The sequence below is a fragment of the Vibrio aestuarianus genome (assembly GCF_012395185.1).
GTDB lineage: Bacteria > Pseudomonadota > Gammaproteobacteria > Enterobacterales > Vibrionaceae > Vibrio > Vibrio aestuarianus.
Genome location: NZ_JAAZTU010000002.1, coordinates 72,952 through 99,429, shown reverse-complemented (window position 1 = coordinate 99,429; position 26,478 = coordinate 72,952). Strand labels below are relative to the sequence as shown.

Sequence of the window (26,478 nt, the reverse complement as noted above, 5' to 3'; positions counted from 1 at the left end):
TGCAAATTGCGTTATGATGCTTAGTAACATGTTGATAACTATCGGGGCACAGCAAAGGAATGACTGAGACAACACCCTCTTGCCACTCAACACCCAAAGTCTTGGTGATTTACGCACACCCTGAGCCGCTCAATTCGATTGCTAATCAAACCATGTTGCATGGTATCTCTTCATTGCAACACGTTACCGTGCATGACTTGTACGCAACGTATCCGGATTTTTTTATTGATGTCACAGCCGAGCAGCAACGCTTGCTTGCCCATGACGTCATTGTCTTTCAGCATCCTCTTTATATGTATTCGTGTCCTGCTTTATTAAAGGAGTGGTTTGACCGTGTCTTAACCAAAGGATTTGCCTTCGGTAATAAGACATCGCTACATGGTAAATATTGGCGCAGTGTTATTACTACCGGGGGTAAGCAAGATGCATTTGATGAGAAAGGGTACAACAAATATCCACTTGACCAGATTCTGCAACCCTTCGAGTTAACCGCAGCGTTATGCTGCATGAATTGGATGGAACCGCTGGTGCTTTACTGGGCTCGAAATGTGAGTGACGCAGAGCGCTATCAACATGCGCAAGATTACCGTAATTGGTTGCTTAACCCTTTAACCACACAAGGAGCGTTGGATGGCAGCACTCACCAGTGATTTTTTACAAAGCAGTGTGGTATTTCTCACCGCAGCGGTTGTTGCTGTTCCTATCGCTCAGAGAGCAGGATTAGGTTCCGTATTGGGCTATTTGTTAGCCGGTGTCGCCATTGGTCCTTGGGGGCTTGGGTTAATCAATGATGTTGAGGCGATTTTGCACTTCGCTGAATTTGGCGTGGTGTTACTGCTATTTCTTATTGGCTTAGAGCTGAATCCTAAAAAATTATGGCAAATGCGCGGGCCAATTCTTGGACTCGGCGGCGCGCAGGTTGTGGTGACCACTTTGGTCATTGCCTGCATCGCGTATGCATTTGATGTGGGATGGCAAAGCAGTGTAGTGATCGGCATGGGGTTGGCGCTCTCTTCTACCGCTATTGCACTACGGGTAATTGATGAGCAAGGTCTGGCGCGCAGTGAGACTGGGCAATCTGGCTTTGCGGTGCTGTTATTCCAAGATATTGCCGTCATCCCGATGTTAGCGCTGTTACCTGTACTTGCCGGTAATGGTGCTGGAAGTTGGCTCGATGTGGCGTGGATGTTTGGCGGTATTGCTGGTTTGCTGGTTGGCGGCCATTTTCTGCTCAGTCCTTTGTTTCGATACATTGTTGCCAGTGGTGTACGAGAGCTATTCACTGTTGCTGCGCTATTGCTGGTAATTGGCATTGCGCTGTTGATGCAGCAATTAGGGCTTTCAATGGCGTTAGGTACTTTCCTTGCGGGCGTGCTGCTCGCTGAAAGCGAGTTTCGTCATGAACTGGAAATTGCGATTGAGCCATTTAAAGGCTTGCTGCTTGGGTTGTTCTTTATTGCCGTTGGTATGGCGGTCAATCTAGGGTTGTTGGCGCTTGAACCCGTTAAAATTCTACTTGCGGTAGTGGGGTTGGTTACAGCTAAAGGATTGATTTTGTATCTGTTGGCGCGTTTGTCGGGAACTCGAGCTAAAGCGCGCAGTAAAATGGCGGCGATTCTTAGCCAAGGTGGTGAGTTTGCTTTTGTTATTTTTACGGCGGCAAGTGCTGAAGGCTTGTTGCAGTCAGATCAGTCTGCATTTTTATTGGTCGTAGTGAGTTTGTCTATGGTGACGACGCCTTTATTACTGAACGCACAAAAACGTTGGTTTGCAAGAAAACTCAATACGACCAGTGAGGTGGAGATGACATCTGATGTGGTGAATAAAGAGCCTCGTGTCATCATCGCTGGTTTTGGACGTTTTGGGCAAATAGTTGGGCGTTTAATGTATGCCAACAAAATCAAAATTACCGTGTTAGAAAGTGATGCGAGCCAAATAAAGTTGCTGCGAAAATACGGTTATAAGGTGTTTTACGGTGATGCAACTCAGCTCGAGCTGTTACGTGCAGCTGGTGCAGATGAAGCCGAAGCGATAGTTATTTGTACTGATGCGCCTGATGAAGTGGTGAAAATCGTCGAGCTGTGCCAACAACATTTTCCCAAGTTAAAAATATTGGCGAGGGCTCGCAGCCGAGTGGAAGCCTATCAACTGCTCAGCCATGGTGTGGACAAATATTCTCGCGAAACCTTCTTGGGCGCACTGGATTTAGGGCGACAAGCTTTGATTGATTTAGGTATGCATCCTTATCAAGCCAAGCGTGCGGAAGCGCATTTTCGAAAACTTGATAGCGCTATGCTCAAAGAGCTATTACCGCAACATAATGAAGATAAACAACTTGCATTACGGGCCAAAGAAGCGCGTAAAGAATTGGAAGAAATTTTCGGTCGAGAAATGGATAATGACCGGCAGTCTCGCCATTATTGGGAACAATAACTCAAAGTATTATAAGTCGTAGGATTTAACGTGAAACAGAAAAAACGCTTCATCGCTGGGGCTAGTTGCCCAAAATGCCAGTCGCAAGACACACTTCGCTGGTGGGTAGATAACAATATAGAGTTGGTGGAATGTGTTGAATGTGACTATCACGAGCAGCGCAAACCCAAGTCTGTAGAAAAAAGTGAACATGCCAAGCAAGAGATGATTGGTATTTTTAAACCAGAATAATTGAGTTTCTGTAATAGATCCCCATAATACCGTCATACTGAACGTATTCTTAGGTTAAGTCATACAACCTAGGAACCAAACTCCTTGGAGCTGTTATGAAAATTGAAAAGAACGTAGTTGTAAGCCTTGCCTACCAAGTCAAACTTGAAGACGGTATTGTTGTTGACCAATCTACTGTTGAGGCACCGCTTGACTACCTTCATGGTCACAACAACCTGATCACAGGTCTTGAAAACCAATTGGAAGGTAAAGTAGTCGGCGATAAATTCACGGCAACTATCGCTCCTGAAGATGCATACGGTGAGCACAACGATGACCTAGTTCAACGTGTGCCTGCTGAAGTGTTCCAAGGCGTTGAGCAAATTGAAGTTGGCATGCGTTTCCTTGCTGATACAGACCAAGGTCCGATCCCTGTTGAAGTAACAGAAGTTGATGGTGATGAAGTCGTGGTTGATGGTAACCACATGCTTGCAGGCCAAACACTGACTTTTGATGTTGAAGTGGTAGCGATGCGTGCAGCAACAGAAGAAGAAATTGAGCATGGTCACCTTCATCAAGAAGAAGGTGGTTGTTGTGGTGGACACGACCATGACCACGATCATGACCATGAAGGTGGTTGTTGTGGCGGCGAAGGCCATGGTCACAACCACGGTGAGAAAAAAGAAGGCTGCTGTGGTGGCGGTGGTTGCGGTTCACACTAATATTTGATCGGTTTACATCGCACTACTTTCGTTGAGAAAGCGTAAATATGCTCTAGTTAATATTTTTTGAATGTAAGGCGTTAATCGTGTTAGCGATTAGCGCTTTTTTTTCATCTATAGCTTGTCTATATTGATACTCAGTTTCGTGTTAGAACGCTTACCATCAGAAAAGGAATTATCATGTCACAACCTTTTGCTATCGCTATCCACGGTGGCGCTGGAACAATACTTCGTGAACAAATGAGTGAATCATTAAAATGCGAGATTTTAGCAACGCTTGAAGCTTCTGTTCGTGCTGGGTATCGAGTGTTAGCTGAAGGTGGTGATGCACTGGATGCGACGGTTGAAGCAGTGAAAGTGCTTGAAGACTCACCGCTATTTAATGCGGGTAAAGGTGCCGTTTTAACCAATAAAGAGATGGTTGAAATGGATGCCTCAGTGATGCACGGTCAACATATGGATGCGGGGGCGGTTGCTGGTATTCGTCATATCAAAAACCCCATAGAGTTGGCTCGTGATGTGATGAAAGCAAGTGAACACGTATTTTTGATTGGTGATGGGGCGGAAGAGTTTGCCTTTGCCAATGGTTATCAATATATCGAACAAGACTACTTTTTTACCGAGCGTCGCTATGAACAATTGGTCGCGATGAAAGAAAATGATCAATTTGCACTGTCGGAATCTAAATACCCTGACGACAAAAAATTTGGCACAGTAGGAGCCGTCGCTTTAGATAAGCAAGGTAACCTCGCTGCAGCGACAAGTACGGGGGGTATTACTAATAAGAAATTTGGTCGCGTTGGTGATTCCCCTATCATCGGTGCCGGAACAATGGCTGAAAATGGCAATGTGGCAGTTTCAACCACTGGCATGGGAGAATACTTTATCCGTAAAATGGTTGCCGGTGATGTGGCAGCGAGGATGCGTTATTTAAAAGAAGACGTTCATACCGCGTGTGAAACCATCATCCAAGGCGAGTTAAAAACGATGGGAGGCGAGGGTGGTTTGATCGCTATCGATGGGCAAGGTGATATCCATTTTGCAATGAACAGCTCAGGAATGTACCGAGCTTGTATTGATGTCAATGGTGAATTAACCGTAAAAATCTATTCAGATGAATAAGTTAGATGCCTAAATAACTGAATGATTTATAAAGTCATTTTTTATGACATTTTTATGCTTAAAAAATGACTGCAAGGAAAGTGATTCGGTGCTAGAATCCTTTTTTAACTAGCAATCAGACTTGGAAAGATGGGAAATAACGTAGTCGTTCTAGGCACCCAATGGGGTGACGAAGGTAAAGGTAAAATCGTAGACCTTTTAACTGAAGATGCAAAATATGTTGTTCGCTATCAAGGCGGCCATAATGCGGGTCACACTCTTGTAATCGACGGTGAAAAAACCGTTCTTCATTTAATTCCATCCGGCATCCTTCGCAATAAAGTGAAATGCATCATCGGTAACGGTGTTGTTCTTTCTCCAGATGCACTAATCAAAGAAATGAAGCCTTTAGAAGAGCGTGGTATTCCAGTCCGCGAACGTCTTTTCATTTCTGAAGCTTGTCCTCTAATTCTTCCTTACCACATCGCACTTGACCAAGCGCGTGAAACCGCTCGTGGTAAAAAAGCAATTGGTACGACTGGTCGTGGTATCGGCCCTGCTTATGAAGATAAAGTTGCTCGTCGCGGTCTACGCGTTGGTGACCTATTCGACATGGCTACATTCGCTGAAAAACTAAAAGAAGTTATGGAATACCACAACTTCGCACTAGTTAATTACTACAAGGCAGAAGCAGTAAGCTACGAAGAAGTACTTGAGCAAGCTAAAGGCTATGCTGATCTACTGACTTCGATGGTTATCGACGTTACTGACGAACTAGACGCAGCTCGTAAGCGCGGTGACAAGATCATGTTTGAAGGTGCGCAAGGTACACTTCTTGATATCGACCATGGTACTTACCCGTACGTAACGTCTTCGAACACGACGGCTGGTGGTGTTGCTGCAGGTTCTGGTTTTGGTCCTCGTCACCTAGGTTATATTCTAGGTATTGCAAAAGCATACTGCACACGTGTTGGCGCAGGTCCATTCCCAACAGAACTATACGATGGTCTAGATAAGCAAGACCCAGTTGGTAAGCATCTAGGTACGGTTGGTCACGAGTTTGGTGCAACTACTGGTCGTCTACGTCGTACTGGTTGGTTTGATGCTGTCGCTATGCGTCGTGCAATTCAAATCAACTCTGTAACTGGTTTCTGTCTAACTAAGCTAGATGTGCTAGATGGACTAGAAGAGCTAAAAATCTGTACTGGTTACCAGATGGAAGATGGCTCTGTACTAGAAGTTTCGCCAATGGCTGCTGATGCATACGAAAAAGTAACGCCAATTTACGAAACAATGCCTGGTTGGTCTGAAAATACTTTCGGTGCTAAATCAATCGATGCCCTTCCTCAAGCGGCTCTTGATTACATCAAACGTATTGAAGAACTGACTGGTGTGCCAATTGATATCATTTCAACGGGTCCTGATCGTAACGAAACCATTATCAAAGTTCACCCATTTTCAGTTTAATGGTTGATAGATAAACGTTTTTAAAACCGACTTTTAAAGTCGGTTTTTTTATGTCGGTAATGATGATATTTTGAACTCGATATGGCAGAAAATTGCCGACTAACGGCAAATTTTGTCTAAAGAGTTTGCCGTTATCGCCGATAAAGTTATCAAGCCCCGCCCTATAACGATTAGTGGCTATAATTTTAAGGCTATCGACATAAATAAAGAGTGCAGGTATGAAGCTACGAATGGTAGCAGCTTCATTGTTTTTGGCGCTGAACTCATCCTTGAGTCATGCAAATGTGGCGGAAGTGGGTGAGCCAGTCCCTATTTACACCGAAGCTGAGTTAATCAAGTTAATTGAGCAAAATAAACATTTAGAACAAGTTAAAGCTGATAACTGCCAGTTAGTGGAAGATATCGTGGCACGTGCCACTCGCATTAACCTGCCATCTTACGAATTTTTGTATGGTGATATGTTGGCGTGGGGAGTGTGTGTTGACCAAGATGTTGAGCTTGGCTTGTACTATATGGAAAATGCTGCCCACCAAGGCTTACCCGTAGCACTAGAGCAGCTAGGGCGCTACTATTCTCGTGGAACACTTGTTCAACAAGATAAAGAACGGGCGATCCCGTACCTGCGCGAAGCAGCAGCCATGGGCAATATCAATGCGCGAATTCATTTGGCAGAATTACTGCTGCGTGATTATGGCAGCCCATTAGATTATGAAGATGCGTATCGCTGGCTATATAACTCTGTCACGGCCGATCAAAGAACTCATACCCGCATTTCAATGCTTCGCCAAGGGCTTGAGCTACGTATGCCTGATAATATTATTGCACGCGCTAAGCGGCGCGATACATTCTGGTAGCGCTCATTCTTCTCTAATATCGCCCAACGTAATGCTTGGGCGATATTGTTTAATAATCAATACGCTGCTGTGCCTTCTTTCCTGAGTCAGTTATACTCTTGTTATCTCTTCCTTGCTTTAGCAGGTCTGCCTATGTCTGAAATTATCAATAACGATCCCTTTGCTGATCGAGAATCTAGCAATTACGAAAATCCAATCCCCAGCCGAGAATTTATTCTCGAGTTCCTGACGAAAGCTAATGTACCGATGAACCGTAACGATCTTTTTGAAGCGTTAGGTTTGTCTGGAGAAGAGCAGTACGAAGGATTACGCCGCCGTTTGCGTGCTATGGAGCGTGATGGTCAGTTGGTATTTACTCGTCGCCAATGCTACGCCTTACCTGACAAACTAGAAATGATAAAAGGTTATGTGATCGGGCATAAAGATGGACATGGCTGGATTCGTCCGGATGGCAGCACTGGCAAAGATAACGACATTCTGTTGCCCCACCACCAGATGCGCACCATCATCCACGGCGATTATGTATTGGTTCAGCCAACGGGTACTGACAAGCGTGGTAGAAAAGAAGGGCGTTTGGTTCGCGTGTTGGAAGAACGTAAATCTCAGCTTGTAGGACGTTTTTTCCTAGAGCACGGTTATGCCTATGTAGTTCCTGATGATTCTCGCATCACACAAGATATTCTTATTCCCAATGAGCACAGAGGCGGAGCTCGTATGGGGAATGTTGTTGTGATGGAGATTACAGACCGCGGCGCACGTACACGTGGAATGACAGGTAAAGTGGTTGAAGTGTTAGGCGAAAATATGGCACCTGGTATGGAAACGCAAATTGCGATCCGCACCCACCAAATTCCACACGAATGGCCTACCGAAGTATTGAAGCAAGTAGAGCACCTTGGTGAAGATGTACCAGAAAAAGCCAAACAAGGTCGGGTTGATGTCCGTCAATTACCGCTAGTGACAATTGATGGCGAAGATGCGCGTGACTTTGATGACGCCGTATATTGTGAAGCGAAAAAAGGCGGTGGATGGCGTTTATGGGTGGCCATTGCAGATGTCAGTTATTATGTACGCCCAGATACAGCGTTAGATAAAGAAGCAATCAACCGTGGTAACTCAGTTTATTTCCCATCACAAGTCGTCCCAATGTTGCCTGAAGTGCTATCTAATGGTCTGTGTTCATTGAATCCACAAGTAGACCGCTTATGTATGGTGTGTGAAATGACCATCTCTGCAAGTGGTAAAATTTCCGGCTATAAACATTATGAAGCGGTGATGAACTCTCATGCTCGCCTGACTTACAACAAAGTGAGTGCGATTTTAGAGGGGGATGAAGAACTTCGTGAACGCTACCAACCTCTCATTCCGCATCTTGAAGAGCTACACACTATGTATAAAGTGTTGAAGCAGGCTCGCGATGAACGAGGTGGTATTGAATTTGAAACGGTTGAAACGAAATTCATCTTCAACGCGGAGCGTAAAATTGAAAGCATCGAACCGGTTATCCGTAACGATGCTCACAAGATCATTGAAGAATGTATGATCTTAGCCAATATTGCTTCTGCGACTTTGGTTGAAAAAGCCAAAGAGCCTGCGTTGTACCGTATTCATGAATCCCCAGGAGAAGAGCGTTTGATGGGGTTCCGTGATTTCTTAGGTGAGTTGGGCCTTAGCCTTGAGGGTGGGTTGACTCCATCTCCAACCGATTATGCCAATTTAATGAAACAGATTGGTGAGCGGCAAGATAAAGAACTTATCCAAACCATGCTTCTTCGCTCAATGAAGCAAGCGGTCTATAATGCTGATAACTGTGGTCACTTTGGTTTAGCGTTAAAACGTTATGCACACTTTACGTCACCAATTCGCCGTTACCCTGATCTATTGCTGCACCGAGCGATTAAATATCTAATTGCGAAAGAATCGGGCACTCATACCGATCGCTGGACACCAACTGGTGGTTTCCATTATTCATTTGATGATATGGATTATTATGGTGAACAATGTTCTACGACCGAACGTCGTGCCGATGATGCGACCCGCGAAGTCTCTGATTGGCTAAAATGCGAATACATGCAAGACCATGTGGGTGAAGAACTTGATGGGGTAATTGCTAATGTAACTGGCTTTGGTTTCTTTGTGCGTTTGACTGAACTGCATATTGATGGTTTGGTTCATATTTCAAGTTTAGCGAATGACTACTATCAATTTGACCCGATGGGACAACGATTAATCGGTGAAAGCTTCGGTAATATCTACCGTTTAGGCGATGCTGTGAAAGTGAAAGTGTTGTCGGTGAACCTTGATGATCGTCAAATCGACTTTGAATTAGTTGGAACTAGCCGTAAGCTACGCGGTGAAGGTAAAACGGCGAAGAAACGGGCAACAGAAGCACGTGAAAAGGCTAGAGGCAAAAAAGCAGCCTCAACCAAAGGCGCAAAAGCGGTTCCATTAGTCGAGCCAACCAAGCGCCCTGATGACAAAGTAAGCCCAAGCAACAAGCCAAAGCGCAAGAAGGCAAAAACAGATAAAGCGCGTAAAGATAAACCACGAGCCAAAACGACCAAGACTCGCGCCAAAAAATAATGATTGATAGGTAGACCATGAGTAACGAATTTATTTACGGGATTCACGCCGTAAGTGCAGTGCTAGAAAATGATCCAGCACGTCTAATTGAAGCGTTTGTGCTGAAAGGGCGTCAAGATGAGCGCCTCCTCCCTTTGCTAAATGAACTGCAGCATTGTGGTGTTTCTATCCAGCAAATGGGACGCAAAGCTTTAGATGACAAAGCACATGGAGCAAACCATCAAGGATTGATCGCTCGAGTAAAACCGGCGAAACAGCTAAATGAGCATGATCTGGATGAGATTCTTTCTAAGCATGAACAGCCATTGATCTTAGTGCTAGATGGCGTGACTGATCCACATAACCTTGGTGCCTGCTTGCGTAATGCTGACGCTGCAGGGGTTGCGGCAGTTATTGTCCCAAAAGATAGATCCGCACCTATGACAGCAACAGTGAGTAAAGTTGCGTGTGGGGCTGCTGAGACAGTGCCGCTAGTACGTGTGACAAACTTAGCGAGAACCATGCGAGCCTTGCAAGAACAAGGAGTTTGGTTTGTGGGGACCGCAGGTGAAGCCACGCATGATATTTATCAAGCAAAGCTTACTGGCCCGCTAGCTATCGTTATGGGTGCTGAAGGGGATGGCATGCGCCGTTTAACCCGTGAAACCTGTGATGATTTGATTAAAATCCCAATGTCGGGCAGTGTTTCAAGCTTAAATGTTTCGGTGGCTTCAGGTATTTGTCTATTTGAAGCTGTCAGACAGAGACAAACCGCATAACCTTACCCATAGTATCGGTAAGAAGGCATCGACTGTGGTGCCTTTTTATTGGTCAAAAAATAATCACGGATAATTTTCACACAGTACTTGCATGTGAAACTGTGATCTGTATAATGCACCGCACTGGTTAAATCCGGTTGTGAACCAATGAGCAGTGAGGAGTAAACTGACCTAGCTGTTAGTTTAGTAACGTATACTCAGCTTATGTTCGCAGTTAATACAATTAGCTCCTGTTGCGTTATCGTAATGGAATAAAGTTAATAGAAAATTAGCTGACAATGTGCCTAATTTTGGCACTACGGTTTCACATAAATCAATCGGCATTCTCTCGTTTTAACGAGTTTGAGTGGCGATATTGTTTGTGTAATTTTTAATTATTGGAGCTCTGTCTCATGCAGAACCAACGTATCCGTATCCGCCTAAAAGCTTTCGATTACAAACTAATCGATGCTTCTACAGCGGAAATCGTTGAAACAGCAAAACGTACCGGCGCACAGGTTCGTGGTCCTATTCCACTACCTACTCGTAAAGAGCGTTTCACTGTTCTTATCTCTCCACACGTCAACAAAGATGCTCGTGACCAGTACGAAATCCGTACTCACAAACGTCTAATCGACATCGTTGAGCCAACAGATAAAACTGTTGACGCATTGATGCGTCTAGATCTAGCTGCTGGCGTTGATGTACAAATCAGCCTAGGTTAAGGGAGATTAGAATAATGATTGGTCTAGTCGGACGTAAAGTGGGTATGACCCGCGTATTTACTGAAGAAGGCGTTTCTATCCCAGTAACTGTTGTTGAGGTTGAAGCGAACCGTATTTCTCAAGTTAAAACTCTTGAGACAGACGGCTACGCAGCAATCCAGATCACTACTGGTGCTAAGAAAGCTAACCGTGTAACTAAACCTGAAGCTGGTCACTTTGCGAAAGCTGGTGTTGAAGCAGGTCGCGGTCTTTGGGAATTCCGTTTAGAAAACGGTGAAGAGTTTGAAGTTGGCGCTGAGCTAACTGTAGAACTTTTCAATGAAGTTAAAAAAGTAGACGTTACTGGTACATCTAAGGGTAAAGGCTTCCAAGGTGCTGTTAAGCGCTGGAACTTCCGTACTCAAGATATGACTCACGGTAACTCTTTGTCTCACCGTGCACCGGGTTCAATTGGCCAATGTCAAACTCCAGGTCGCGTGTTTAAAGGCAAGAAAATGGCGGGTCACATGGGTGCTGAGCGTGTAACGACTCAAAACCTAGAGATCGTACGTGTTGACGCTGAGCGTAATCTGCTTCTTATTAAAGGTGCAGTACCAGGCTCAACAGGCGCTAACGTGATCGTCAAACCAGCTGTTAAAGCATAACGTCTAGGAGTAAGTAATGGAATTGATGGTTAAAGGTGCTAACGCACTAACTGTTTCCGAAACTACTTTCGGACGTGAGTTCAACGAAGCCCTTGTACACCAAGTAGTTGTTGCGTATGCAGCAGGTGCTCGTCAAGGTACTCGTGCTCAAAAGACACGTTCAGAAGTTTCTGGCGGTGGCGCTAAGCCATGGCGTCAAAAAGGTACTGGCCGTGCACGTGCTGGTACTATTCGTAGCCCAATCTGGCGTACAGGTGGTGTTACTTTTGCTGCGAAACCACAAGATCACAGCCAAAAAGTAAACAAAAAAATGTACCGTGGTGCTATGAAGAGCATTCTTTCTGAGTTAGTTCGTCAAGAGCGTCTAATCGTTGTTGATAACTTCTCAGTAGAAGCACCAAAAACTAAAGAGCTAGTAGCTAAGCTTCAAGAGCTTGAGCTTAACGATGTACTTATCGTTACTGGCGAAGTAGACGAGAATCTATTCTTAGCTGCTCGTAACCTATACAAAGTTGACGCACGTGACGTAGCGGGTCTTGACCCAGTAAGCCTAATCGCGTTTGACAAGGTTCTAATGACTGCAGAAGCAGTTAAGCAAGTTGAGGAGATGCTGGCATGATCAGTGAAGAGCGTCTACTAAAAGTTCTACGTGCACCGCACATCTCTGAAAAAGCAACGATGACTGCTGAGAAAGCGAACACTATCGTTTTCAAAGTATCAAAAGATGCTACTAAAAAAGAGATCAAAGCAGCTGTAGAAAAGCTATTTGAAGTTGAAGTTAAGTCTGTAAATACTCTTATCACTAAGGGTAAGACCAAACGTCAAGGTCTACGCCAAGGTCGCCGCAGCGACGTTAAGAAAGCGTATGTGACTTTGAAAGAAGGTCAAGATCTTGACTTTGTTGGCGGCGCGGAATAACAGGAGTAGTTGAATAATGGCTATTGTTAAATGTAAGCCGACTTCCCCTGGTCGTCGTCACGTTGTTAAAGTTGTTAACGCTGACCTACACAAGGGCAAGCCGTACGCACCTCTTTTAGAGAAAAACTCTAAAAATGGTGGTCGTAACAACAACGGTCGTATCACAGTACGTCACATCGGTGGTGGTCACAAGCAACACTACCGTTTGATCGATTTCAAACGTACTAAAGATGGCATCCCAGCGAAAGTTGAGCGCCTAGAATACGATCCAAACCGTAGCGCAAATATCGCTCTAGTTCTGTACGCAGACGGTGAGCGTCGTTACATCATTGCACCTAAAGGTGTTCAAGCCGGTGACCAGATCCAATCTGGTGTTGATGCGCCAATTAAAGCAGGTAACACTCTGCCAATGCGCAACATCCCAGTAGGTTCTACTATTCACTGTGTTGAACTTAAACCTGGTAAAGGTGCACAGCTAGCTCGTTCGGCTGGTGCTTATGCTCAACTTGTCGCTCGCGACGGTGCATACGTAACTATCCGTCTACGTTCTGGCGAAATGCGCAAAGTACTTTCTGAAGGCCGTGCAACAATCGGTGAAGTTGGTAACTCTGAGCATATGCTACGTGAACTTGGTAAAGCTGGTGCTTCACGCTGGCGCGGCGTACGTCCAACCGTACGTGGTGTAGTAATGAACCCGGTGGATCACCCACACGGTGGTGGTGAAGGCCGCACATCTGGTGGTCGTCACCCAGTTTCTCCTTGGGGCATGCCTACTAAGGGCTTCAAGACTCGTAAGAACAAACGCACCGACAAGTACATCGTACGTCGTCGTAATAAGTAATCTATATAAGAGGATAAGCCATGCCACGTTCTCTCAAGAAAGGTCCATTTATTGACCTACACTTGCTGAAGAAGGTAGAGAAAGCGGTGGAAAGCGGAGACAAAAAGCCTATTAAGACTTGGTCCCGTCGTTCAATGATCATTCCATCAATGATTGGTTTGACCATCGCTGTCCATAATGGTCGTCAGCACGTACCAGTATTTGTAACTGATGAAATGATCGGTCACAAACTGGGCGAATTCGCACCAACTCGTACTTACCGTGGTCACGCTGCGGATAAGAAAGCTAAGAAGCGCTAAGGAGTAAATAATGGAAGCTATTGCTAAACATAACTTTGCTCGCATTTCGCCTCAGAAAGCTCGCTTAGTTGCAGATCTAATCCGTGGTAAGTCTGTGGATCAAGCTCTAGAAATTCTAACGTTCAGCAACAAAAAAGCTGCTGTACTAGTGAAGAAAGTTCTAGAGTCAGCTATCGCTAACGCAGAACACAACGAAGGTGCAGATATCGACGATCTTAATGTCGCTAAAATCTTCGTAGATGAGGGCCCTACCATGAAGCGTATTATGCCTCGTGCTAAAGGTCGTGCGGATCGTATCTTGAAGCGTTCAAGCCACATCACTGTTGTTGTAGCAGACGCTTGAGACTAGGAGAGTAAGCAATGGGTCAGAAAGTACATCCTAATGGTATTCGTCTTGGCATCGTTAAGCCTTGGAATGCTACATGGTTTGCTAACACCAAAGATTTCGCTGACAACCTAGACGGCGACTTCAAGGTACGTCAGTTCCTAACGAAGGAACTTTCAAAAGCGTCTCTATCACGCATCGTTATCGAGCGTCCTGCTAAGAGCATTCGTGTGACTATTCACACAGCTCGTCCAGGCGTTGTTATCGGTAAGAAAGGTGAAGACGTTGAGAAGCTACGCACTGCTGTAGCTAAAATCGCAGGTGTACCAGCGCAAATTAATATCGCTGAAGTACGTAAGCCTGAGCTAGACGGTCAATTAGTGGCTGATAGCATCGCGTCTCAACTAGAGCGTCGCGTTATGTTCCGTCGTGCTATGAAGCGCGCAGTACAAAACGCTATGCGTCTAGGCGCTAAAGGTATCAAAGTGGAAGTAAGCGGTCGTCTAGGCGGCGCTGAAATTGCACGTTCAGAGTGGTACCGTGAAGGCCGTGTGCCTCTACACACTCTACGTGCTGACATTGATTACGCAACTTCTTCGGCTCACACTCAATACGGTGTGATCGGCGTTAAAGTTTGGATCTTCAAGGGCGAAATCCTTGGTGGTATGCCAGCTGCAAACGCTGTTGAGCCAAAGGCTGACAAGCCTAAGAAGCAGCGTAAAGGCCGTAAGTAAGGAGTCGACTGATGCTACAACCTAAACGCACTAAGTTCCGTAAGGTTCATACTGGTCGCAACCGCGGTCTAGCTAAAGGTACTGACGTAAGCTTCGGTACATTTGGTCTTAAAGCCGTTGGACGTGGTCGTCTAACTGCTCGTCAGATCGAAGCGGCACGTCGTGCAATGACACGTCACGTTAAGCGTCAAGGTAAAATCTGGATCCGTGTGTTCCCAGATAAGCCAATCACAGAAAAACCACTAGAAGTTCGTCAAGGTAAGGGTAAAGGTAACGTTGAGTACTGGGTAGCCCAAATCCAACCTGGTAAGGTTATGTACGAAATGGACGGTGTACCTGAAGAATTGGCACGTGAAGCGTTCCGCCTAGCGGCTCGCAAACTGCCATTCAAAACTACATTCGTAATTAAACAGGTGATGTGATGAAAGCACTAGATCTACGCGCAAAAAGCGCTGAAGAGCTTAACGCTGAGCTATTGAATTTGCTACGTGAACAGTTCAACTTGCGCATGCAAGCTGCAACTGGTCAACTACAGCAAACTCATACTTTGAAAGCTGTACGCCGTGATATCGCACGTGTGAAAACTGTTTTGACTGAGAAGGCAGGCGAATAATGAGCGACAAATCTCGTACTCAACTAGGTCGTGTTGTTAGCGACAAGATGGATAAGTCTATCGTTGTTGCTATCGAGCGCATGGTGAAACACCCAATTTACGGTAAATTCGTAAAGCGCACGACTAAAGTACACGCACATGACGAAAACAACGAGTGTGGCCTAGGCGATACTGTTGAAATTCGTGAGTGTCGTCCATTGTCTAAGACTAAATCTTGGACTTTGGTTAAAGTCGTAGAAAAAGCGAAGATGTAATCATCGTAATACTATGATTTTAAACGGCTCCAAAGTTTTTTTGGAGCCGTTTATTTTTTGTCTACCCAATTGAAAAAAAGGGTGGTACAATTCGCGTCCCTTTTAAAGAGGCAGCCCGACCCGAGAGGGTCTAGTTTTAATATTTAGCGGAGCACTAACAATGATCCAAATGCAAAGTACACTTGATGCAGCTGATAACTCAGGCGCGCGCAAGGTAATGTGTATTAAGGTTCTGGGTGGCTCTCACCGCCGTTACGCACATATCGGTGACATCATCAAAGTTACAGTGAAGGAAGCAATTCCTCGCGGTAAAGTTAAAAAAGGTGATGTACTGAAGGCGGTGGTAGTTCGCACCCGTAAAGGCGTACGTCGTCCAGACGGTTCTGTCATTCGCTTCGACCGTAATGCTTGCGTATTGTTGAACAACACGTCAGAGCAACCTATCGGTACACGTATCTTTGGTCCAGTGACTCGTGAACTTCGTAATGCGAAATTCATGAAAATCGTGTCACTAGCACCTGAAGTTCTGTAAGGAGCGGCACACATGGCAGCTAAAATCCGTCGTAACGACGAAGTAATCGTTCTTGCTGGTAAAGATAAAGGCAAGAAAGGTAAAGTAACTAAGGTTCTCGTAACTGGTAAAGTTATCGTAGAAGGTATCAACCTTGTTAAGAAACACCAAAAGCCGGTTCCGGCTCTAGGTCAACAAGGTGGCATCGTTGAACAAGAAGCGGCTATTGATGCTTCTAACGTTGCAATCTTCAATGAAGCAACTGGTAAAGCGGACCGTATCGGTTTCCGTTTTGAAGAAGGCAAAAAAGTGCGTTTCTTCAAGTCTAACGGTGAAACAATTAAGTAATTTGGAGTTCTACTATGGCGAAACTGCATGATTACTACAAGTCGTCTGTAGTCGCTGAGCTTACCAAAGAGTTCAGCTACACAAGCGTCATGCAAGTCCCTAGGATTGAGAAAATCACCCTAAACATGGGCGTTGGTGAAGCAATCAACGATAAGAAACTATTAGAAAATGCAGCATCTGATATGGCTACGATCTCTGGTCAAAAACCACTGATCACTAAAGCTCGTAAATCTGTTGCAGGTTTCAAAATTCGTGAAGGCTACCCAATTGGTTGTAAAGTAACCTTGCGTGGCGAACGTATGTGGGATTTCTTAGAGCGTTTAATCTCTATTGCACTTCCACGTGTACGTGATTTCCGTGGCGTTAGCGCGAAGTCTTTTGACGGTCGTGGTAACTACAGCATGGGCGTTCGTGAGCAAATCATCTTCCCAGAAATCGACTACGATAAAGTAGATCGTGTACGTGGTCTTGATATTACTATCACGACTTCTGCTGGTACTGATGAGGAAGGCCGTGCTCTGCTGGCTGCCTTTAACTTCCCATTCCGTAAGTAAGGTGAAGGGTTACTGTTATGGCTAAACAATCAATGAAAGCACGTGAAGTTAAACGTGCAAAGCTAGTAGCTAAGTTCGCTGAAAAGCGTTCTGCGTTAAAAGCTATCATCAGCGATGTAAACGCATCTGAAGAAGATCGTTGGAATGCAGTTCTTAAGCTGCAAGCTCTTCCACGTGATTCAAGTGCTTCACGTCAGCGCAACCGTTGCAACCAAACTGGTCGTCCACACGGTTACCTACGTAAGTTCGGTCTAAGCCGCATCAAAGTTCGCGAAGCTTGCATGAAAGGCGAGATTCCTGGACTTCGTAAGGCTAGCTGGTAATTGCCACTTAATCATTTGGAGTAAATCTTATGAGCATGCAAGATCCGATTTCGGATATGCTGACCCGCATTCGTAACGGTCAGGCAGCAAACAAAGTTGCTGTAAAAATGCCTTCTTCAAAGCTTAAAGTTGCAATTGCTGCACTGCTTAAAGCTGAAGGTTATATCGCTGATTTCGCTGTTGAAGGCGAAGCAAAACCTGAGCTAGAAGTTACTCTTAAGTACTTCCAAGCTAAACCAGTAATCGAGCAAATCCAACGTGTTTCACGTCCTGGTCTACGCGTTTATAAGAAAAATAACGCGTTACCATCAGTGATGGGCGGTATGGGTGTTGCTGTAGTGTCCACTTCCAAGGGTCTGATGTCTGACCGTGCTGCTCGCAAAGCAGGTCTTGGTGGTGAAATCATCTGCTACGTAGCTTAAGGAGTAGGATATGTCTCGTGTTGCTAAAGCACCTGTCGCTATTCCAGCTGGCGTAGAGGTGAAACTAAACGGCCAAGAAATCACTGTAAAAGGTGTTCAAGGTGAGCTGACTCGCGTTCTACACAACGGCGTAGTTATTGCACAAGAAGAAAACAACCTTACTTTCGGTCCTCGTGAAGGTGTTGCTAACGCTTGGGCACAAGCAGGTACTGCTCGTGCACTAGTAAACAACATGGTTGTGGGTGTTACTGCAGGCTTTACTAAAAAGCTTGTTCTTAAAGGTGTTGGTTACCGTGCTGCTATCAAAGGCAACGCAGTTGGCCTAACTTTAGGTTTCTCACACCCTGTTGAGCATGAACTCCCAGCGGGTATTAAAGCTGAATGTCCTAGCCAAACTGAAATTGTTCTAACTGGTTGTGATAAGCAATTAGTTGGTCAAGTTGCGGCTGACATTCGTTCTTACCGTGAGCCTGAGCCTTATAAAGGTAAAGGTGTTCGTTACGCAGATGAAAATGTGCGTACTAAAGAAGCTAAGAAGAAGTAAGGTAACACTATGGATAAGAAAGCATCTCGCATCCGTCGTGCTACACGCGCACGTCGTAAGATTGCTGAACTGGGTGCAACTCGCCTAGTAGTACACCGTACTCCTCGTCACGTGTACGCTCAGGTTATCGCATCAAACGGCTCTGAGGTTATCGCAGCAGCTTCTACTGTAGAAAAAGCGATCCGTGAGCAAGTTAAGAACACCGGTAACGTAGACGCAGCTAAAGCAGTAGGTAAAGCTATTGCAGAACGTGCTCTTGAAAAAGGCGTGTCAGCAGTTGCGTTTGATCGTTCTGGTTTCCAATACCACGGTCGAGTAGCGGCGCTAGCAGAATCTGCTCGCGAAGCTGGTCTGAAATTCTAAGGTAGGGTTGGAAGATGGCTAAAGAACAACAACAAGCTAGTGATTTGCAAGAAAAGCTAATCGCTGTTAACCGTGTATCTAAGACGGTTAAAGGTGGTCGAATCATGAGCTTTACTGCGCTAACTGTAGTTGGTGACGGTAATGGTCGCGTAGGTTTCGGTTACGGTAAAGCCCGTGAAGTACCTGCTGCGATTCAAAAAGCAATGGAAAAAGCGCGTCGTAACATGGTTACTATCGCTCTTAACGAAGGCACTCTTCACCACGCGGTGAAAGGTCGTCACTCGGGCTCTAAAGTTTACATGCAGCCAGCTGCAGAAGGTACAGGTGTTATCGCCGGTGGTGCGATGCGTGCTGTACTTGAAGTTGCCGGTGTACATAACGTACTTGCGAAAGCGTACGGTTCTACAAACCCAATCAACGTTGTTCGCGCAACAGTTGCTGGTCTAGTAGATGTGAAGTCGCCAGAAATGGTTGCTGCTAAACGTGGTCTAACTGTTGAATCTATTTCGGAGTAAGCACACGATGGCAACTATTAAAGTAACTCAAACTAAAAGCTCAATTGGCCGTCTACCAAAGCATAAAGCAACTTTGCGTGGTTTAGGTCTTCGTCGTATCAACCATACAGTAGAACTTGAAGATACTCCGTGTGTACGCGGTATGATCAACAAGGTTTACTACATGGTTAAAGTTGAGGAGTAATCAGAATGCGTTTGAATACTCTATCACCGGCTGCGGGTTCTAAGCCTTCTAAGAAGCGTTTAGGCCGTGGTATCGGTTCAGGCCTAGGTAAAACTGGTGGCCGTGGCCATAAAGGTCAAAAGTCACGTTCTGGCGGTAAAGTTCGTCCAGGTTTTGAAGGCGGTCAGATGCCTCTAAAACAACGTCTACCAAAATTCGGTTTCACTTCTCGTAAGAGCCTAGTGTCTGCTGAAATTCGTCTAGCTGAGCTAGCGAAAGTAACTGGTGACGTAGTAGATCTAAACAGCCTTAAAGCTGCTAACCTAATCACTAAGAACATCGAGAACGTTAAAGTTGTTCTTTCTGGTGAAATTAGCAAAGCTGTGACTGTTAAAGGTCTGCGCGTGACAAAAGGCGCTAAAGCTGCAATCGAAGCTGCAGGCGGTAAAATCGAGGAATAATCTCGAGGAACGAGGTACAGATGGCTAAGAAACCAGGACAAGATTTTCGTAGTGCTCAGAGCGGCTTAAGTGAACTAAAGTCGCGCTTATTATTCGTAATTGGTGCACTTTTAGTATTCCGAGCCGGCTCTTTTGTGCCGATTCCTGGTATTGACGCAGCTGTACTTGCCGATTTGTTCGAACAGCAAAAAGGTACCATCGTTGAAATGTTTAACATGTTCTCCGGTGGTGCTCTTTCGCGTGCATCTATCTTAGCATTGGGCATCATGCCGTATATTTCGGCGTCAATTGTTGTCCAATTGCTAACTGTAGTTCATCCAGCGTTAGCGGAACTCAAGAAAGAGGGTGAAGCAGGCCGTCGTAAGATAAGCCAATATACACGCTACGGCACGCTTGTACTTGCAACATTCCAAGCTATTGGTATTGCAACAGGCTTACCAAACATGGTCGACAATCTGGTTGTTATCAACCAAACCATGTTTACGCTTATTGCTACCGTAAGTTTAGTAACTGGTACCATGTTCCTAATGTGGTTAGGTGAACAAATTACAGAGCGAGGAATTGGTAATGGCATTTCATTGCTAATTTTTGCAGGTATTGTTGCTGGATTGCCACAGGCAGTCGGACAAACAATCGAGCAAGCGCGTCAAGGTGAATTGCATGTACTTCTTCTATTGTTAATCGCGGTAATTGCTTTTGCTGTTATCTACTTCGTAGTTTTCATGGAGCGTGGTCAGCGTCGAATCGTCGTTAACTATGCGAAGCGTCAACAAGGTCGTAAGGTTTTTGCAGCGCAAAGTACACACCTACCATTGAAAATTAATATGGCGGGTGTAATACCAGCGATTTTTGCATCAAGCATTATTTTGTTCCCAGGAACATTAGCACAATGGTTTGGTCAAAATGGTGAGAGCAGCACATTCGGTTGGCTAACTGATGTGTCTTTGGCTCTTAGCCCAGGTCAGCCTTTGTATGTTATGCTTTATGCAGCAGCAATAATTTTCTTCTGTTTCTTTTATACAGCGTTGGTGTTTAATCCTCGTGAAACAGCAGATAATCTGAAGAAGTCCGGTGCATTCGTACCCGGCATCCGCCCAGGTGAGCAGACAGCGAGATACATTGATAAAGTAATGACTAGATTAACCCTAGCGGGTGCACTATACATTACCTTTATCTGTCTGATTCCCGAGTTCATGATGGTCGCTTGGAACGTACGTTTCTACTTTGGCGGCACATCACTACTGATTGTAGTAGTGGTTATTATGGACTTTATGGCACAGGTACAGACTCATATGATGTCCCAACAGTATGATTCTGTGTTGAAAAAAGCGAACCTGAAAGGCTACGGTCGTTAATATCAGGTTCAATTACGGAGTTTAGCAATGAAAGTTCGTGCTTCCGTTAAAAAAATCTGTCGTAACTGTAAAGTAATCAAGCGTAACGGTGTCGTTCGTGTGATTTGCAGTGAGCCAAAGCATAAACAGCGCCAAGGCTAATTAGCAGAAATTTTTACTTGAAATCTAAAGGTTGGTCGAGTATATTCCTCGGCCTACCTTTTGCGTGCAAAAGAAGTAGTATGCCGCAGCGTATCCTCGACGGGCTCTGCTGCGGATAATTTCTTATATAAGTACTAGGAGTGAATAGTGGCCCGTATAGCAGGCATTAACATTCCTGATCAAAAGCATGCTGTGATTGCATTAACTGCAATCTACGGTATCGGTAAAACCCGTTCTCAAGCTATCCTAGCTGATTTGGGTATTGCTGAAAGTGTTAAGATCAGTGAACTAACTGAAGAGCAGATCGATCAACTGCGTGATGGTGTAGCTAAATACACTGTAGAGGGTGATCTTCGTCGTGAAGTTTCCATGAACATCAAGCGTCTTATGGACCTTGGTTGTTACCGTGGTCTTCGTCATCGTCGCAGTCTACCACTACGTGGACAGCGTACTAAAACCAACGCTCGCACCCGTAAGGGTCCGCGTAAGCCGATCAAGAAATAGTCGGAAGGGTAGAGTACAATGGCAAAACAACCAACTCGCGCACGTAAGCGTGTACGCAAGCAAGTTGCTGATGGCGTAGCGCACATCCATGCATCTTTCAATAACACAATCGTAACTATCACAGACCGTCAAGGTAATGCTCTAGCATGGGCTACTGCTGGTGGTTCTGGTTTCCGCGGTTCTCGTAAGTCTACTCCGTTCGCTGCACAGGTTGCTGCAGAACGTTGTGCTGAAATGGCTAAAGAATACGGCCTAAAGAACCTAGAGGTTATGGTTAAGGGTCCAGGTCCAGGTCGTGAATCTACTGTTCGCGCACTGAACGCTGCTGGTTTCCGTATCACTAACATTGTTGATGCGACACCAATCCCTCATAACGGTTGTCGTCCACCTAAGAAACGTCGCGTATAACGTTTCTAGGAAGATTGGAGAAAGATCATGGCAAGATATTTGGGTCCTAAGCTAAAGCTTAGCCGCCGCGAAGGTACTGACTTGTTCCTTAAGTCTGGCATTCGTGCGATTGATACCAAGTGTAAAATTGACAACGCACCAGGTGTACACGGCGCTCGTCGCGGTCGTCTATCTGAGTACGGTGTTCAGCTTCGTGAGAAGCAAAAAGTTCGTCGTATCTACGGCGTTCTAGAAAAACAATTCCGTAACTACTACAAAGAAGCTGCACGCCTTAAAGGCAACACAGGTGAAAACCTGCTTCAGCTTCTTGAAGGTCGTCTTGATAACGTAGTTTACCGCATGGGCTTTGGCGCAACTCGCGCAGAAGCACGTCAGCTAGTTAGCCATAAAGCTATCGTAGTAAACGGTAAAGTTGTAAACGTTCCTTCTTTCAATGTTACGGCTAACGACGTTGTTGCAATCCGTGAGAAAGCTAAAAAGCAATCTCGCATCAAAGCGGCTCTAGAAGTTGCTGAACAACGCGAAAAACCAACTTGGATTGAAGTAGATGCTGGCCAGATGGAAGGTACATTCAAGCGTATGCCTGAGCGTTCTGATCTATCAGCTGATATCAACGAACAATTGATCGTCGAGCTTTACTCTAAGTAAGGTTAAACTAAAGAGAGGACACAATGCAGGGTTCTGTAACAGAATTTCTTAAGCCACGTCTTGTTGATATCGAACAGATCAGCACGACACACGCAAAAGTAACTCTTGAGCCGTTAGAGCGTGGTTTCGGCCATACTCTGGGTAATGCACTTCGCCGTATTCTATTATCTTCAATGCCAGGTTGTGCTGTCACTGAAGTAGAGATTGAAGGCGTACTACACGAGTACAGCACTAAAGAAGGCGTTCAAGAAGATATCCTTGAGATCCTTTTAAACCTTAAGGGTTTAGCTGTACGCGTTGCCGAAGGCAAAGATGAAGTGTTCATTACGCTGAACAAATCAGGCTCGGGCCCTGTTGTTGCAGGTGACATCACCCATGATGGTGATGTAGAGATCACTAACCCTGAGCACGTGATTTGTCACCTAACGGATGACAATGCTGAGATCGCTATGCGTATCAAAGTAGAGCGTGGTCGTGGTTATGTTCCAGCTTCAGCTCGTATCCATACTGAAGAAGATGAGCGTCCAATCGGTCGTCTACTTGTAGATGCAACTTACAGCCCAGTAGACAAAATTGCCTACTCTGTAGATGCAGCTCGTGTAGAACAGCGCACTGATTTAGACAAGCTTGTTATCGATATGGAAACGAACGGTACTCTAGAACCTGAGGAAGCTATCCGTCGCGCAGCAACTATTCTTGCTGAGCAATTGGATGCGTTCGTAGATCTTCGTGATGTACGTGTACCTGAGGAGAAGGAAGAGAAGCCAGAATTCGATCCAATCCTACTGCGTCCTGTAGACGATCTTGAACTAACAGTTCGCTCTGCTAACTGTCTGAAAGCAGAAGCGATTCACTACATCGGTGATCTAGTACAGCGCACTGAGGTTGAGCTACTTAAAACGCCAAACCTTGGTAAGAAATCTCTTACAGAGATTAAAGACGTGCTTGCATCACGTGGTCTATCTTTAGGTATGCGCCTAGAGAACTGGCCGCCAGCGTCTATCGCTGAAGATTAATCGATACTAGTTAGAAGGATTAGGTCATGCGCCATCGTAAGAGTGGTCGTCAACTCAACCGCAACAGCAGTCATCGCAAAGCGATGTTCAGCAACATGGCTAGCTCTCTAGTACGTCATGAAGTTATCAAGACTACTTTGCCAAAAGCAAAAGAGCTACGTCGCGTCGTTGAGCCTTTGATTACACTAGCTAAGACTGACAGCGTTGCAAACCGTCGTCTAGCATTTGCTCGCACTCGTGATAACGAAGTTGTAGCAAAACTATTTAACGAACTAGGTCCACGTTTCGCTGCCCGTCAAGGCGGTTACACACGTATCCTTAAAGCCGGTTTCCGTACTGGTGATAAAGCTCCAATGGCTTACATTGAGCTTGTAGATCGCCCAGAAGTAGCTGTAGAAGCTGCTGCTGAGTAATCAGTTCGTATATAATAAAAAAGCCGAGCAGCAATGCTCGGCTTTTTTGTATCTGAAATAAAGCAAATTACAGCTTATACCAAGCCCAGTAAGTAAATGTTCAGAAATAGCGTAGGAAAGATGTTTGATAATACGGTGGAATTTTTCGATAAGTAGTTATTCTACAATCAAAAGTTCTAACGCAGTTATTGGGTATTTAAATAAGTTAGGGTGACCAGTTATTTACTACGATTGGTATTATATTGGCGATATAAAAAAGGCTGGCAATTGCCAACCTTTGGTCATCCGTTATAAGACTATCTTATAGGATATCAAGTAGCTCTACTTCAAATACTAGTGCTGCGAATGGAGGAATTGCTGCACCTGCACCGCGCTCGCCGTAGGCAAGATCTTGTGGAATGTATAATTTCCATTTAGAACCAACAGGCATTAGTTGAAGGGCTTCTACCCAACCTTTAATTACACCTGTAACAGGGAATTCAGCTGGTTGTCCACGAGATACTGAGCTGTCAAATACAGTACCATCTGTTAATTCACCGTGGTAATGTACGCGTACTTGTTTGTCAGATGTTGGGATCTCACCAGTACCTTCAGTGATGATTTCGTACTGTAGACCAGACTCAAGAACAGTCACTTCAGAGCGTAATGCATTATCTGCTAAGAATACTTCACCATCAGCAGCTGCAGCTTTTGCTGCTTCTTGACGTGCAGATTCAGCACGTGTGTGTAATTCTTGCAGTGCGTTATTGATTTCATCAATCTCAATTGATGGCATTTCGCCTACTAGTGCCGTTGCAATGCCAGCTGCGATAGCGTCAACATTTAGACCGTCTAGGCCGCTACCAGCAAGCTGTTGACCCATTTGTAGACCAATACCGTAACTTGCTTTTTGCTCTACAGTTTCAAATTTTACTTCAGACATAAACTGTCACTCTTTTATCTAAATAAACAAAGGCCAAAGAATAGCAGTTTCAGCCAACGGATGAAACGGTAACACGTGATATCTGAATTCAATCGTTCAGGTTGTGACAAATCGCAGATCACCCAGAAAAATGTTTAAGTTTGTGTCAACGTTTACGATATCACGCGTATAGCTCTATACTGTTCGTTCTTGAGTTTTTATACTGTAGGTTGAAATTAAAGGAGACGGGTAGAGATGAATCGTCGTTATAAAAAGAAACCGCAAACAGATTATTTAGCTCTTATCCAACAAAAGTGGCACTCGTTTGAATGGCGGATATGGGGAGAGCGTGTACGTACCTATTGGCAAGCTTTACCTAAATTGCATCGACGAGCTTTAGCTGTATTAACGCCTGTTGTTGTGCTGCTGTTGATCATTCCTATGCCAAGTAGTGAATCATTAAAAGCACCAAAGAAGAGCAATGAACGGGTAAATATTAATATTGATACCACAGGTTTGAGCCAACAAAAAAGTGCTCAACAATCTTCTTTGAAATCAGAAAATTGGCAAGAATACACTGTTAAAAGTGGTGATACTTTATCGCAAGTTTTCCGTGCCAATGATTTACCGATGTCCGATCTCAATGCGTTGGTCAAGATTGAAGGTGGTGATAAACCACTTAGTCAGATAACGCAAGGACAGCTTGTTCGTTTTAAACTAGCCGCCAATGGCCAACTTGATATCCTTCAGCTTGAAAAGAATAACCAGTCAGTGATGTTTTTTAGGCTCTCTGATGGTGGGTTTGGCCGCAGTAAATAAATGATGGCGTAGTGGTGATGTTCATACTCGTTATCGAGACAGCTTCATATCAATATGCGGGATATCATCTTCTAGATACATATCAGATGTTTGATCAAATCCATAGGATTGGTAAAACTTAGCTAAATACTGCTGGGCACCAATTTCAATATCTTGGTTTGGCCATAATGCTTGGCAATTATCTAACGCTTGTTGGAGCAGTTGGTGGCCGAGTCCTGTTCCTCTTGCTTCTGCTTTTGTCGCCACGCGCCCAATACTGACACTGGGGTAGCTAATACCCGCGGGCAATAATCTTGCACATGCAACGATCTGTTGTTGTTGATAACCGATTAAATGGAAGACACCCGCTTGAGTATCTTTATCGTCCAGCTCTGGATATGGGCAATTTTGCTCAACCACAAAAACATTTACTCTTAGTTTGAGCAAGTCGTAGAGTTGTTGGATGGTTAGTTGTGAAAAGGAAAGACATTGCCAGGTGATCATTTGTAGACTCCTCGGTTTATTAATATCTGCAATGTAGCAAGCTTAAGTGCATGATTCATTAACAAAGGTTAAGTTAAGTTGAGTAACTTGTGTGATGTTCGGCAAAGATTCGCTAGCCACAAGGGG

Annotated in this window: 40 protein-coding genes; 38 read left to right on the top strand and 2 right to left on the bottom strand. The window is 44.9% G+C overall.

Going from position 1 to position 26,478, the window contains the following annotated elements; genetic code table 11:
* The first annotated feature begins 59 nt into the window (after positions 1-59).
* From kefG to rplQ, 37 genes are all read left to right on the top strand, one after another.
* Positions 60-650: a glutathione-regulated potassium-efflux system ancillary protein KefG gene (kefG, locus tag HGG78_RS01340; RefSeq protein ID WP_172531863.1), complete on the top strand. Its 591-nt coding sequence runs from the start codon at positions 60-62 to the stop codon at positions 648-650.
* Complete coding sequence (gene kefB / locus HGG78_RS01335; protein ID WP_172531862.1) at positions 631-2,433, top strand: glutathione-regulated potassium-efflux system protein KefB; 1,803 nt, start codon at positions 631-633, stop codon at positions 2,431-2,433. Before kefG ends, kefB begins: the two co-directional genes overlap by 20 nt.
* A 30-nt stretch (positions 2,434-2,463) precedes the next feature.
* On the top strand, positions 2,464-2,664 hold the full coding sequence (locus tag HGG78_RS01330; protein WP_053309534.1) for a YheV family putative zinc ribbon protein: 201 nt from the start codon (positions 2,464-2,466) through the stop codon (positions 2,662-2,664).
* A gap of 95 nt (positions 2,665-2,759) precedes the next feature.
* Positions 2,760-3,365 carry a peptidylprolyl isomerase gene (gene slyD / locus HGG78_RS01325; RefSeq protein ID WP_172531861.1) on the top strand — a complete coding sequence of 202 codons (606 nt, stop codon included), beginning with the start codon at positions 2,760-2,762 and terminating at the stop codon, positions 3,363-3,365.
* A 180-nt stretch (positions 3,366-3,545) separates the two neighbouring features.
* Complete coding sequence (locus tag HGG78_RS01320; protein ID WP_172531860.1) at positions 3,546-4,487, top strand: isoaspartyl peptidase/L-asparaginase family protein; 942 nt, start codon at positions 3,546-3,548, stop codon at positions 4,485-4,487.
* 129 nt (positions 4,488-4,616) lie between these two features.
* Entirely contained in the window at positions 4,617-5,933 is a 1,317-nt protein-coding gene (locus tag HGG78_RS01315; protein ID WP_172531859.1) for an adenylosuccinate synthase, read from the top strand.
* A gap of 218 nt (positions 5,934-6,151) precedes the next feature.
* Positions 6,152-6,787, top strand: coding sequence for a flagellar protein MotX (gene motX / locus HGG78_RS01310; RefSeq protein WP_053309530.1), 636 nt, complete (start codon positions 6,152-6,154; stop codon positions 6,785-6,787).
* A gap of 132 nt (positions 6,788-6,919) precedes the next feature.
* Positions 6,920-9,370 carry a ribonuclease R gene (gene rnr / locus HGG78_RS01305; RefSeq protein WP_172531858.1) on the top strand — a complete coding sequence of 817 codons (2,451 nt, stop codon included), beginning with the start codon at positions 6,920-6,922 and terminating at the stop codon, positions 9,368-9,370.
* 17 nt (positions 9,371-9,387) lie between these two features.
* On the top strand, positions 9,388-10,128 hold the full coding sequence (rlmB, locus tag HGG78_RS01300) for a 23S rRNA (guanosine(2251)-2'-O)-methyltransferase RlmB (protein WP_172531857.1): 741 nt from the start codon (positions 9,388-9,390) through the stop codon (positions 10,126-10,128).
* 392 nt (positions 10,129-10,520) lie between these two features.
* The gene (gene rpsJ / locus HGG78_RS01295; RefSeq protein ID WP_001181007.1) at positions 10,521-10,832 is read left to right on the top strand and encodes a 30S ribosomal protein S10; all 312 of its coding nucleotides are present in this window, start codon (positions 10,521-10,523) and stop codon (positions 10,830-10,832) included.
* Positions 10,833-10,846: 14 nt separating this feature from the next.
* The gene (gene rplC, locus HGG78_RS01290; RefSeq protein WP_053309527.1) at positions 10,847-11,476 is read left to right on the top strand and encodes a 50S ribosomal protein L3; all 630 of its coding nucleotides are present in this window, start codon (positions 10,847-10,849) and stop codon (positions 11,474-11,476) included.
* 16 nt (positions 11,477-11,492) lie between these two features.
* Entirely contained in the window at positions 11,493-12,095 is a 603-nt protein-coding gene (gene rplD, locus HGG78_RS01285; protein WP_053309526.1) for a 50S ribosomal protein L4, read from the top strand.
* Entirely contained in the window at positions 12,092-12,394 is a 303-nt protein-coding gene (rplW, locus tag HGG78_RS01280) for a 50S ribosomal protein L23 (protein ID WP_053309525.1), read from the top strand. Before rplD ends, rplW begins: the two co-directional genes overlap by 4 nt.
* Before the next feature lie 16 nt (positions 12,395-12,410).
* Positions 12,411-13,235: a 50S ribosomal protein L2 gene (rplB, locus tag HGG78_RS01275; RefSeq protein WP_053309524.1), complete on the top strand. Its 825-nt coding sequence runs from the start codon at positions 12,411-12,413 to the stop codon at positions 13,233-13,235.
* A gap of 20 nt (positions 13,236-13,255) precedes the next feature.
* Positions 13,256-13,534, top strand: a complete 279-nt coding sequence (rpsS, locus tag HGG78_RS01270; protein WP_010318762.1) for a 30S ribosomal protein S19 — start codon at positions 13,256-13,258, stop codon at positions 13,532-13,534.
* Positions 13,535-13,544: 10 nt separating this feature from the next.
* The gene (rplV, locus tag HGG78_RS01265; RefSeq protein ID WP_053309522.1) at positions 13,545-13,877 is read left to right on the top strand and encodes a 50S ribosomal protein L22; all 333 of its coding nucleotides are present in this window, start codon (positions 13,545-13,547) and stop codon (positions 13,875-13,877) included.
* 17 nt (positions 13,878-13,894) lie between these two features.
* Positions 13,895-14,593, top strand: a complete 699-nt coding sequence (rpsC, locus tag HGG78_RS01260) for a 30S ribosomal protein S3 (RefSeq protein ID WP_053309521.1) — start codon at positions 13,895-13,897, stop codon at positions 14,591-14,593.
* A gap of 11 nt (positions 14,594-14,604) precedes the next feature.
* Positions 14,605-15,015 (top strand): 50S ribosomal protein L16, encoded by a 411-nt coding sequence (rplP, locus tag HGG78_RS01255; RefSeq protein WP_010318765.1) that lies wholly within the window; start codon positions 14,605-14,607, stop codon positions 15,013-15,015.
* Positions 15,015-15,206 (top strand): 50S ribosomal protein L29, encoded by a 192-nt coding sequence (gene rpmC / locus HGG78_RS01250; protein ID WP_010318766.1) that lies wholly within the window; start codon positions 15,015-15,017, stop codon positions 15,204-15,206. The genes rplP and rpmC overlap by 1 nt, the downstream gene beginning before the upstream one ends.
* A complete protein-coding gene (rpsQ, locus tag HGG78_RS01245; protein WP_053309520.1) occupies positions 15,206-15,460 on the top strand; it encodes a 30S ribosomal protein S17 in 255 nt (84 codons plus the stop codon). Before rpmC ends, rpsQ begins: the two co-directional genes overlap by 1 nt.
* A gap of 160 nt (positions 15,461-15,620) precedes the next feature.
* Positions 15,621-15,992, top strand: a complete 372-nt coding sequence (gene rplN / locus HGG78_RS01240) for a 50S ribosomal protein L14 (RefSeq protein ID WP_053309519.1) — start codon at positions 15,621-15,623, stop codon at positions 15,990-15,992.
* 12 nt (positions 15,993-16,004) lie between these two features.
* Positions 16,005-16,319: a 50S ribosomal protein L24 gene (gene rplX, locus HGG78_RS01235; protein ID WP_053309518.1), complete on the top strand. Its 315-nt coding sequence runs from the start codon at positions 16,005-16,007 to the stop codon at positions 16,317-16,319.
* A 14-nt stretch (positions 16,320-16,333) separates the two neighbouring features.
* Complete coding sequence (gene rplE, locus HGG78_RS01230; RefSeq protein WP_053309517.1) at positions 16,334-16,873, top strand: 50S ribosomal protein L5; 540 nt, start codon at positions 16,334-16,336, stop codon at positions 16,871-16,873.
* Between the two features lie 17 nt (positions 16,874-16,890).
* Positions 16,891-17,196, top strand: coding sequence for a 30S ribosomal protein S14 (gene rpsN / locus HGG78_RS01225; RefSeq protein WP_053309516.1), 306 nt, complete (start codon positions 16,891-16,893; stop codon positions 17,194-17,196).
* A 29-nt stretch (positions 17,197-17,225) separates the two neighbouring features.
* Complete coding sequence (rpsH, locus tag HGG78_RS01220; protein WP_053309515.1) at positions 17,226-17,618, top strand: 30S ribosomal protein S8; 393 nt, start codon at positions 17,226-17,228, stop codon at positions 17,616-17,618.
* 10 nt (positions 17,619-17,628) lie between these two features.
* Entirely contained in the window at positions 17,629-18,162 is a 534-nt protein-coding gene (rplF, locus tag HGG78_RS01215; RefSeq protein ID WP_053309514.1) for a 50S ribosomal protein L6, read from the top strand.
* Positions 18,163-18,171: 9 nt separating this feature from the next.
* Positions 18,172-18,525, top strand: a complete 354-nt coding sequence (gene rplR, locus HGG78_RS01210) for a 50S ribosomal protein L18 (RefSeq protein WP_053309513.1) — start codon at positions 18,172-18,174, stop codon at positions 18,523-18,525.
* A gap of 14 nt (positions 18,526-18,539) precedes the next feature.
* Positions 18,540-19,040, top strand: a complete 501-nt coding sequence (gene rpsE, locus HGG78_RS01205) for a 30S ribosomal protein S5 (RefSeq protein ID WP_053309512.1) — start codon at positions 18,540-18,542, stop codon at positions 19,038-19,040.
* A 7-nt stretch (positions 19,041-19,047) separates the two neighbouring features.
* On the top strand, positions 19,048-19,224 hold the full coding sequence (rpmD, locus tag HGG78_RS01200; RefSeq protein WP_004398455.1) for a 50S ribosomal protein L30: 177 nt from the start codon (positions 19,048-19,050) through the stop codon (positions 19,222-19,224).
* A gap of 5 nt (positions 19,225-19,229) precedes the next feature.
* Positions 19,230-19,664: a 50S ribosomal protein L15 gene (rplO, locus tag HGG78_RS01195; RefSeq protein ID WP_053309511.1), complete on the top strand. Its 435-nt coding sequence runs from the start codon at positions 19,230-19,232 to the stop codon at positions 19,662-19,664.
* A 20-nt stretch (positions 19,665-19,684) separates the two neighbouring features.
* On the top strand, positions 19,685-21,019 hold the full coding sequence (secY, locus tag HGG78_RS01190) for a preprotein translocase subunit SecY (RefSeq protein ID WP_053309510.1): 1,335 nt from the start codon (positions 19,685-19,687) through the stop codon (positions 21,017-21,019).
* A 27-nt stretch (positions 21,020-21,046) separates the two neighbouring features.
* Entirely contained in the window at positions 21,047-21,160 is a 114-nt protein-coding gene (gene rpmJ, locus HGG78_RS01185; RefSeq protein ID WP_000868186.1) for a 50S ribosomal protein L36, read from the top strand.
* A 147-nt stretch (positions 21,161-21,307) separates the two neighbouring features.
* On the top strand, positions 21,308-21,664 hold the full coding sequence (gene rpsM, locus HGG78_RS01180) for a 30S ribosomal protein S13 (protein WP_053309509.1): 357 nt from the start codon (positions 21,308-21,310) through the stop codon (positions 21,662-21,664).
* 18 nt (positions 21,665-21,682) lie between these two features.
* Positions 21,683-22,072 carry a 30S ribosomal protein S11 gene (gene rpsK / locus HGG78_RS01175; RefSeq protein WP_001118870.1) on the top strand — a complete coding sequence of 130 codons (390 nt, stop codon included), beginning with the start codon at positions 21,683-21,685 and terminating at the stop codon, positions 22,070-22,072.
* A 27-nt stretch (positions 22,073-22,099) separates the two neighbouring features.
* The gene (rpsD, locus tag HGG78_RS01170) at positions 22,100-22,720 is read left to right on the top strand and encodes a 30S ribosomal protein S4 (protein WP_053309508.1); all 621 of its coding nucleotides are present in this window, start codon (positions 22,100-22,102) and stop codon (positions 22,718-22,720) included.
* A gap of 23 nt (positions 22,721-22,743) precedes the next feature.
* Positions 22,744-23,736 carry a DNA-directed RNA polymerase subunit alpha gene (locus HGG78_RS01165; protein ID WP_053309507.1) on the top strand — a complete coding sequence of 331 codons (993 nt, stop codon included), beginning with the start codon at positions 22,744-22,746 and terminating at the stop codon, positions 23,734-23,736.
* A 26-nt stretch (positions 23,737-23,762) separates the two neighbouring features.
* Positions 23,763-24,149, top strand: coding sequence for a 50S ribosomal protein L17 (rplQ, locus tag HGG78_RS01160; RefSeq protein ID WP_053309506.1), 387 nt, complete (start codon positions 23,763-23,765; stop codon positions 24,147-24,149).
* Between the two features lie 301 nt (positions 24,150-24,450).
* Here rplQ and HGG78_RS01155 read toward each other — a convergent pair whose 3' ends face one another.
* Positions 24,451-25,071, bottom strand: coding sequence for a BamJ family beta-barrel-assembly machinery protein (locus HGG78_RS01155; RefSeq protein ID WP_053309505.1), 621 nt, complete (start codon positions 25,069-25,071; stop codon positions 24,451-24,453).
* Positions 25,072-25,305: 234 nt separating this feature from the next.
* Between HGG78_RS01155 and HGG78_RS01150 the strand changes: the two genes are divergently transcribed.
* Positions 25,306-25,869, top strand: a complete 564-nt coding sequence (locus HGG78_RS01150; protein ID WP_172531856.1) for a LysM-like peptidoglycan-binding domain-containing protein — start codon at positions 25,306-25,308, stop codon at positions 25,867-25,869.
* A 30-nt stretch (positions 25,870-25,899) separates the two neighbouring features.
* Here the strand turns inward: HGG78_RS01150 and HGG78_RS01145 are convergent, their stop codons facing one another.
* Positions 25,900-26,352 (bottom strand): GNAT family N-acetyltransferase, encoded by a 453-nt coding sequence (locus HGG78_RS01145; protein ID WP_172531855.1) that lies wholly within the window; start codon positions 26,350-26,352, stop codon positions 25,900-25,902.
* Positions 26,353-26,478: the final 126 nt, after the last annotated feature.